This is a genomic window from Trebonia sp., assembly GCF_030042015.1.
GTDB lineage: Bacteria > Actinomycetota > Actinomycetes > Streptosporangiales > Streptosporangiaceae > Trebonia.
Genome location: NZ_JASIAL010000052.1, coordinates 1 through 8046 on the forward strand (window position 1 = coordinate 1; position 8046 = coordinate 8046).

The window sequence follows — 8046 nt, forward strand, 5'->3', positions numbered from 1 at the left end:
GCTCGTCGTCGGCGGCCCGCGGCACGTCCGTCGGCGAGCCGTACGCGTGCCCCGGGTGGGTGAACGCCCCGGCCACGTCGAGGCCGAGCCGCAGGCAGCCGGCCGCTAGCGCGGCCACCTGGCCGGGAGCCACGCCGGACCTGTGCTGGCCGGAGTCGACCTCGATGAGCACCTGCACGCCGGGGACCGCGGCCGCCAGCTGCGCCGCGGCCGTCACGCTGTCCACGCCGACCCGCAGGGCGGTCCGCTCGCGCACCGCCGCGAGCCGGGCGCGCCGCGAGTCCGGCCCGGCCCACAGCGGGTAGGCGATGAACACGCTCGGGCAGCCGTCGCCCGCGAACAGCTCCGCCTCCGCGAGCGTCGCGACGGTCAGCCCGGCGGCCCCGTGCGCGAGCTGCCGCCTGGCGATCGCCAGGCACTTGTGCGTCTTCGCGTGGGGCCGCAAGGCGACGCCTGCGGCGCCGGCCGCGGCCGCCATCCGGGCAAGGTTCCGCTCCACCCGCCCGGGGTCGACCACCACGGCCGGCGTCTCGAGGTCGTCGGGAACAAGCACGGTCTCATTCTCGCGCCACCGCGCGCCGCGACCACGCTGGGTGCATATATAGATAAGGCATGAACTTGGCCAGATACTTAGGTCGCGGTCCGCGAGCGTGCTCGCGGGCCGCGACTCCCCCATTCCCCGGAACAAGGTCCAAGGGTGGACGGCTGCCCCTAGTCGTTCACGATCCGGGTGATCGTTGAGGCGCTCAGCTCGGCGTACCGAGTGGCGAGCGCGAGGTTGATGATCCCCTCGAGCGTCTCGATCTTGAGATTGAGCTGCCGGAGTTGCGGGCCGATGTCGGCCGCGATCTCACGGCGCAGGTAGCGGACGCATAGCGTTCCGCCGAACAGCGTGCCTAGCAGGACACCTACCACGAAGATCAGCATGGACATCTGTACCCCCAAGAGCGCAGCTGAGCTTGACTCAAATATCTCACATGATCAGGTCAAAGTGCAATATGTCATAGTGACATGTTGCAGTTGACTAGCTATCAGATCGCGACTAGCATCGGGGCTTTCCTGTACTGGAGCCAGGCGCACTCGAGTACCCGCACTGGAGCGAGGCGCTGAAACGATCCGAGACGCCGAGCAGTGGGTCGGTGTTAAGAGCGTGGCGGCTTGCCTTGGCCTGCGCGACAGACGAGGATGCGAGCTGTCAGCGTGCCCTGTGGCAGCTTCCTGCTAGTCAAGGTGATGTTGTTGTCGGAGTCGCGGGAGGATCAGTCATGGCCGACGGTGGGAGCCCCTTGGTACAACGGCGGCGTCTTCGCACCGAACTCCGGAAGGAACGCCAACTGAGGGGGCTAACCCAGGAGCAAGTGGCCGCCGAGATGGACTGGTCGCTATCGAAGATCATCCGTATTGAGGGAGGGTCCAGCGGCATAAGCGCCAACGACCTCAAGGCGTTGCTCCGCCTCTACGAGGTCACAGAGCCTGAACGGGTTAGCTCTCTCCTAGTGCTGGCGCGAGCTGCTAGGGAGCGGTCGTGGTGGAGTGCCTATAGTAACGTGGCCCCCCCATTGCTCCTTCAACTGATAGAATATGAGTCTGTCGCCTCTGCCGTGCGGCAATTCGAGTCGATGTTCATTCCCGGGATCCTGCAGACAGAGGACTACGCGCGCGCCGTTATTCAGGATTACTTTGACGAGCGGTCGGGGTCTGACCGGCTGCGTGCACTTGTGGACCTGCGTATCAGGCGTGAAGAACTGCTGGACAGCGAGAATCCCCCGTTGTTCCAATTCATGCTCGACGAGGCCGCCGTCCGCCGGGTGGTCGGTGGCTACTCGATCATGCGTGGCCAGCTCAGACGTCTGATTGAGGTGGCAGAGCACGCGAACGTGACACTGGAAATCATTCCATTCTCCGCAGGCCTCCATCCAGGCATGAAGGGTCCTTTCGAGATAATCGATTTTGCTGACCCCGCGGACAGCGACATCGTTTTCCTGGAAAGTCCCCGCGGTGACATCATCAGTGATGATCCGGAGGAGACGTTGCGTTACCGAGAAGCCTTCGCGCGGCTGGTAAAAGTCTCTCTTGGCCCCCGGGAGTCCCTCGCGCTACTCACAAGAATCGCCGAGGAAATGTCGCAGCCGGGTTGACAGCTCCCCGGTAATCACCCATGAGGTCCCCGGCAAGGATGGTCAGCGCGCCGTATCGCGCATACAATGTCCTTTCACCGGCAGCGTCCGGACGGTTCATCGCGGTAGCCGCGGCGCCTGCATGAAGGGGGGACCAGTGGCCGATTACGACGACGAACCGGCACCTGTGTGGCGGAAGAGCACGCTTTCCAACAGTGGCGGCTGCTTGGAGGTAGCGTTCGTCAACGGACTTGTCCTGCTCCGCGACTCAAAGCACGCCAATGGGCCCGTCCTTCCGATTCCGCTGCAGGCATGGACGGCTTTCCTGGCGCGTGTACGCGCTTCTGGATTCGATGCGCATCCCTAAAATCGTATATATTTTTTTGGGTTCATCACACAAAGATCGATCAGGCGGCCGGGGAACGTGAACTCGATCCGCCGAGGGAATTGGCGAGCCTTCCCTGAACGGTCTTGTTGGTATTTGCGTGATTGCGGACAGTCAGTTCGAGGGCCTTGAGAACCCGTCGCTGCCGCTGCCGTCGTTAACCGGATGCGATCGTGAACCGGTTCCGCACCAGGTGCGATGGATCAAGTGATCGACGACGAGCTGATCGCGCGCAGCGTGGGCGGCGTCGCGGGAGGGGCGCAGGAAGACCGGCAACCTGCTCGAGACCACCGTCCGCCCGGCCTGGGCCCGCCATGCGGTCGCGCTCGAAGCCACGCTGTGCCGGCTGCCGCTCACCCTCCTCGCCGGGGTCGTTCACCGTCCGCCGCGCCCGCCAGTCCATCCGCGACTGACCGGCCGAAACGCGGGCACATCGACGCAATCCGGAATTGAGACGCGCGGCGTGTCATCCCGCCTTATTGTCTAGCAGTCTTACGTAATGAGCCCAGCCGGGGAATCGGGAGATCCAGATCGAGGGGGACGGGAATGAAATACTTCGCGCGCAGGGCCAGGGCCGTTGTCGTGGCGGCGGTGCTAGCTGCCGGGATGACCGGTTTCGGTCTTTCGGCAGCTGCTTTCGCCGCCGCGGCAGGCCACGCGCTGCCCGCCACGACCGCGCCGCAGGGCCTCGCGCAGCTCGGCGGGCCGGCCGCTAATTTCGTGAATGCGGGGGACTGGGGGATGTGCCTGGACGCCAACAGCCAGCACTATCCCAGCAGCGGCGACAACATCCAGCTGTGGGCCTGCAACAACCACCCCGAACAGGAGTGGACGCTTACCGGCGCGGGGCAGCTGCAAAGTGCCGGCACCGACGTGTGCCTGGACGCCAACAGCCAGCACTACCCCAACAGCGGCGACAACATCCAGCTGTGGACGTGTAACACGCATCCAGAGCAGGAATGGACGCTCAATAGCCTGGGTCAGCTGCAGAGCACCGGCACCGGCATGTGCCTGGACGCGAACAGCAAGGACTATCCCAAGAGCGGTGACCCCGTCCAGCTGTGGGCCTGCAACACGCACCCAGAACAGCTGTGGCGGCTCGACTGGGCATCGTCTTCCTTCTGCGCCACCTACCACGTCCCGTACATGGGCACGACGTTCGACGGCGTGGCCGCCTGCGGCGTTGCGTACGACGGCACGAAGAGCAACAACCAGGGAGACATCAAGTACAACGGGGTCACGCTGGATTCAGACGGCTTCCAGTGCGTTGAGCTCGCGGCCCGGTATTTCTACTACGTGACCGGGCTTACCCCGCCGGAGGCGAACGGCGGATCTTTCGCGTGGGCGGTCTACAAGGCACACCCGCAGTTCGGCATATCTCCCGGCGGCGCCACCGGCGGTGTCAGCAACTACGAGAGCACCCTCGTGCCCGGTGACATCATCAGCATGTGGAGTGCCAGCGACCTGACCGGGCATGTCGCCGTCGTCACCAGGGTCTCGCTGAGCACCGGCAAGATCTATGTCATCGATGAAAACGCGGGCGCCAGCGGCACGGACGCCATCAGCGTCTCGGCCAGCGGCAAGATGAGCTTCAACGGCCTCAACGAGTTCCAGTGGGTCTACAACCTGCCTTAGCGCCTGTCCGTGGCCGCTCGCCAGGCGCCTGGCGAGCGGCTTACGGCGCGAGCCCGAAGTCAGGCGCGGGCGGCCAGTTCGGCGAGGAACGCGCGCGCGGCGGCGGACGGCCGCCTGGCCGCCGATGTCGCGGCCATGATCCGCCAGGTCAGCGGCGGCGCGATCTGCACCGCGACCACGCCGTCGATGCGGTCGGCGACCGAGGTGGGCACGAAGGCGATGCCGAGGCCGTTGCGGGCCAGCGCGGTGGCGGTCCCGTACTCGGGGACCTCGAACGAGACCTGCCGATCCAGGCCCGCGGTGGCGAACGCGCGATCGACGACCGCCCTGGTGCCCCAGCCCGCGGGGAAATCGATGAAGGACTCGTTCGCCAGCGTTTCGAGCGCCGCCTGCCCGGCCGTGGCCAGCGGGTGGTCCGTGGCGCAGATCACCACGAGCGGCTCGTGCGCCAGCGGCCGTACCCTCAGGCCGGACGGTGCCGCGCCGGGAAGTGACAGCAGCGCCAGGTCAAGTTCGCCGCTGATGACCTCGGCCGCCAGTTCCGCCGAACCGCCACTCGCGACCCGCAGCCGCACGAGGACGCCCGGGTGCTGGTTGTGGAACCGCCCGAGGAGCGCGGGCACGTCGACCGAGCCGGTGGCGACCATCGTGCCGATCGACAGCGTCCCCCGCAGCCCCGCCGTCGCCTCGGCGACCGCGTCCGCCGCCGCCTGCGCGGCGGCGAGCGTGGCCCGCGCCTCGGGCAGCAGCGCCCGCCCCGCGTCGGTGAGGGTGACCCGGTGCCTGTCCCTGTCGAACAGCGTGGCGCCGAGCTCCCGCTCCAGTCCCTGGATCGCGCTCGACACCCCGGACTGCACCACGTGCAGCCGCCGCGACGCGCGGGTGAAGGACAACTCCTCCGCTACCGCTATGAAGTACTCCAGGTGACGCAACTCCACACGCTCATCATCTCCCGCCGGCGGTCTCGGAGCCCTAATACGGCGTCGGGTCGGCCATGGCCTTGCGGATGCGGACGATCACCATCTCCGGGGTATCGAAGAGCTCGCGCCAGGTGAAATGGACCACCTTGTAGCCGGCGTCGCGCAGCAGCCGGTCGCGCCTGAACTGCGCGAGCATGTCATCCCGGCTCGTGTACTTCGCCAGGCCGTCGGCCTCCGCGATCGTCTTGTGCTTCTCCCAGCAGAAGTCGACCCGGTAGACGAACCCCGGACCGCGGATCGTTACTTGAAGCTGCGGTGCTTCCAGGCCGAACGCGTCGAACCGCACCCGAGCGCACGACTCAAGCGCCGATTCCGCTAAAGGGCTGCTGAACGCGACGGCATGCCTGGCCGAGGCGATCCGCGGCCATCGCGCGCAGGCTTCGCAGACACGCGCGAGCTCCTCCCTTGTCGTCGCTCCGGCGCGCAGCGCGGAGTCCGCCGCGACGACCGCCTCCATGAACGGCACCATGCGCGCCAGGTCGATGACCGTGCGGGCGGGCGTGGTGACCCGCGTACCGTATGCCCTTGCCACGTGCTGGTCAGGGAGTTCGGCGCGGTGGAAGCAGATGCCTGCCGTCGCGCGCGTTCTTCTCGGCTTCGGTCGTGGGCAGGTCAGCGTCACAACCTCCGCTGATGGCTGTATGAGCAGCTCGAAGCCGTGGATCAGGGCCGCGGAATCGTGGCTGCCGACGACATCGCGCCCGACGCACGCGCGTACCGCGGCGACCTGAAGCGCGTGCGCGTAGCGCGGGTTGTTCTCGGCCGCGGCGGCGGCCCGCCGGGTGGCGTAGGCACCGTACCGGACCTGCACCAGGTCGCCGGAACGCACGAGCGTGCGCAACTGGGCCGTCGTCACGGCCGCGGCCCGCCACTGGGCGTATGTTCTGACCGTTGCCTTACGAAGCGTGTCTGGATAATTCCGAAGAGTCACATTATGTGGTATGCCCGCTGCACCGCATCGGCATGCCGGCCGACTTTATACACTCTGTGACCTTTTTCCGGTCCGTTATGGGCGTTTTGTCCATGCATGGAGTGTGCCAAGTGGATAGGTGATGCTGATGCGACGGCTGATGTCGTGGCGCGAGGGGAGCGGCAGCGTCGGCGGCGCGCCGGAGCGGGTGGCGGCGCGTCGGAGCGGGTGGCGGCAGCGCCGGGGCGGGCGGCGGGGAGCTGAGCGCGACGGGGCGCCGAAGCGCGGCACGCCGACTGGGTCAGGCACGGGCGAACGGGCTCCCCTGCATCGCTCATGGCGCGGATCATCGCGCCAGTTAGCCTGCAACTGTCACGGATCGTGTTATAAGACTGTGATTAGCGTCACAGAATGCCAGGTAAACCTCCCGACTTCTTTCTTGCCGAAGTTGCGGGCAGATCAACTTCCTTTCTGGCATCGTTGATCGGCAGCGGTAGATAAGGCGGCACGGACCGAAGGGACTGCGTTGTCACGACACCGGACCGCGATGCTTGAGGCGACAAGGCCAGCGTCGGCGACCGCGACCTTCGAGTCGCGAAGTGCGGCAACTGACGGGTGGAGTTCGGCACGCGGGTCGCGGAGTTCCCGCCGCAAGCGGCGGGGCATCTTCCACCGCACCGGAATTGTCCTGCCCGCTTTTGTCGTCGCGGTCGTACTCGTCGCGGCGGTGGCCGTCGGCGCCAAGGTGATGAGCCGCGCTGGCAGCGGCGCGAACAGCCTGGCGGAGGCCATCGACTCGCTCCCGCACAGCGGTTCGGTCGCGATGCTCGAGCAAGAGCGGCAGCTGCTCATCGTGATGAACGCGGCCGCGAAGACGCTTACCGTGGCGTCCAAGCCCGTGATGGTGAACCCCTCGCAGGTCATCGCGGCGCAGTCCGACAGCGCATCCTCCTCTTCCGACTCCGAGGGAATCACCAGCATCAGCGCCCCGCCCCCTGACCCGGGTACCGCACAGGAGATCGGGTACGAGATGCTCCCCTCATTCGGCTTCAGCCAGCAGACTCAGTGGGGCTGCCTGCTCGACCTGTGGAACCGGGAGAGCGGCTGGGTGTACGACGCGGAAAACGCCAGCGGCGCGTACGGCATCCCGCAGGCCCTGCCCGGCAGCAAGATGGCAAGCGCCGGCCCGGACTGGCAGACCGACCCGACTACTCAGATCAAATGGGGCCTCGGGTACATCAAGCAGGTATATGGCACGCCGTGCGCAGCCTGGAATTTCGAGCTGGCGAACAATTATTATTAAGTCTTGCTTACGGCAGCCGGATTGCCGCAATGCAGCAAGGATTCCCGTGTTATGCGGCCCGCAGCTCGATCTGCTCCTTGTGTTCGCTTAGCTACGCTTTGCGCCGCCTCCGATGGCAGGTTCCGTGCCGCTTCGGCGGCGATGCGTTGCATTTGGCAACGCGATGTGGCCCGATGGGCGGTTTCAGCCCGAATGTGACATTCGTCATATCGGTCCGCCACGAGCGGAGAATTCGCAAGTCAGACGGCATTTCGCGGCGCTCGCGGCAATGCGGATAACGGTGGCGTGATCTACATCACATGGCGTTATGGCCGTTACACGGCGAATCGTCTGGCATGGTCGACTGCTGCAAGCACTCCGGCATGCGTGACGGTCACCCTGAGTGACCTGGCGCCCTGACCCGCGTCAAGTCCGCCTGCCCGACGTCTGCCGCCCGCCGGCGATGCTTCCCGGCGATCGCGGATCGTGGTCGTCAGGAGTGGAAACAGCGCGTGTCGCATGGTGTGGACACGCGCCCGACCGAAGGTTCTTCCTTGACACGGCATTTGCCGCATGTAAGACCGACCAAATTCACCGTTCTCGCCGCCGGCGGCGCGCTCTGCGTCGCTACCGCGGCCGCGGCGACCGCGGCCACCTGGCCGTCCGCGTCAGCCGCTCCCTCCAGGGCAGCCGTGCAGGCGGTGTCCGGCCGCGCCGGCCACCCGGCTGGCGCGGCG

The 8046-nt window shown here is 66.4% G+C and carries 9 protein-coding genes; 5 read left to right on the forward strand and 4 right to left on the reverse strand.

Going from position 1 to position 8046, the window contains the following annotated elements:
- Both Q1N79_RS02385 and Q1N79_RS02390 read right to left on the reverse strand, forming a co-directional pair.
- Positions 1-553, reverse strand: a 553-nt coding sequence (locus Q1N79_RS02385; RefSeq protein WP_300603653.1) for an alanine racemase, incomplete at its 3' end; no start/stop codon positions are given.
- 158 nt (positions 554-711) lie between these two features.
- Positions 712-933, reverse strand: a complete 222-nt coding sequence (locus tag Q1N79_RS02390) for a hypothetical protein (protein WP_300603656.1) — start codon at positions 931-933, stop codon at positions 712-714.
- A 332-nt stretch (positions 934-1265) separates the two neighbouring features.
- Here Q1N79_RS02390 and Q1N79_RS02395 point away from each other — a divergent pair, with 332 nt between their 5' ends.
- From Q1N79_RS02395 to Q1N79_RS02405, 3 genes are all read left to right on the forward strand, one after another.
- The gene (locus Q1N79_RS02395; RefSeq protein WP_300603659.1) at positions 1266-2138 is read left to right on the forward strand and encodes a helix-turn-helix transcriptional regulator; all 873 of its coding nucleotides are present in this window, start codon (positions 1266-1268) and stop codon (positions 2136-2138) included.
- A 121-nt stretch (positions 2139-2259) separates the two neighbouring features.
- A complete protein-coding gene (locus tag Q1N79_RS02400) occupies positions 2260-2484 on the forward strand; it encodes a DUF397 domain-containing protein (protein ID WP_300603662.1) in 225 nt (74 codons plus the stop codon).
- A gap of 564 nt (positions 2485-3048) precedes the next feature.
- Entirely contained in the window at positions 3049-4137 is a 1089-nt protein-coding gene (locus tag Q1N79_RS02405; protein ID WP_300603665.1) for an RICIN domain-containing protein, read from the forward strand.
- Positions 4138-4196: 59 nt separating this feature from the next.
- On the opposite strand, the gene Q1N79_RS02410 is transcribed toward Q1N79_RS02405, so the two are convergent.
- Together Q1N79_RS02410 and Q1N79_RS02415 are read right to left on the reverse strand one after the other, a co-directional pair.
- Positions 4197-5075, reverse strand: coding sequence for a LysR family transcriptional regulator (locus tag Q1N79_RS02410; RefSeq protein ID WP_300603669.1), 879 nt, complete (start codon positions 5073-5075; stop codon positions 4197-4199).
- A gap of 34 nt (positions 5076-5109) precedes the next feature.
- A complete protein-coding gene (locus Q1N79_RS02415) occupies positions 5110-5973 on the reverse strand; it encodes a DUF559 domain-containing protein (protein ID WP_300603672.1) in 864 nt (287 codons plus the stop codon).
- 580 nt (positions 5974-6553) lie between these two features.
- On the opposite strand from Q1N79_RS02415, the gene Q1N79_RS02420 reads away from it, so the two are divergent.
- Together Q1N79_RS02420 and Q1N79_RS02425 are read left to right on the forward strand one after the other, a co-directional pair.
- Positions 6554-7330 (forward strand): lytic transglycosylase domain-containing protein, encoded by a 777-nt coding sequence (locus Q1N79_RS02420; RefSeq protein ID WP_300603674.1) that lies wholly within the window; start codon positions 6554-6556, stop codon positions 7328-7330.
- 533 nt (positions 7331-7863) lie between these two features.
- Positions 7864-8046: hypothetical protein (locus Q1N79_RS02425; protein ID WP_300603677.1), on the forward strand; the 183-nt coding region annotated here is incomplete at its 3' end.

Excerpts from the sequence above, each read along its gene's own strand:
- Q1N79_RS02390 (WP_300603656.1), bottom strand. The coding sequence starts at position 933 with ATGTCCATGCTGATCTTCGTGGTAGGTGTCCTGCTAGGCACGCTGTTC.
- Q1N79_RS02395 (WP_300603659.1), top strand. The coding sequence starts at position 1,266 with ATGGCCGACGGTGGGAGCCCCTTGGTACAACGGCGGCGTCTTCGCACC.
- Q1N79_RS02400 (WP_300603662.1), top strand. The coding sequence starts at position 2,260 with ATGAAGGGGGGACCAGTGGCCGATTACGACGACGAACCGGCACCTGTG.
- Q1N79_RS02405 (WP_300603665.1), top strand. The coding sequence starts at position 3,049 with ATGAAATACTTCGCGCGCAGGGCCAGGGCCGTTGTCGTGGCGGCGGTG.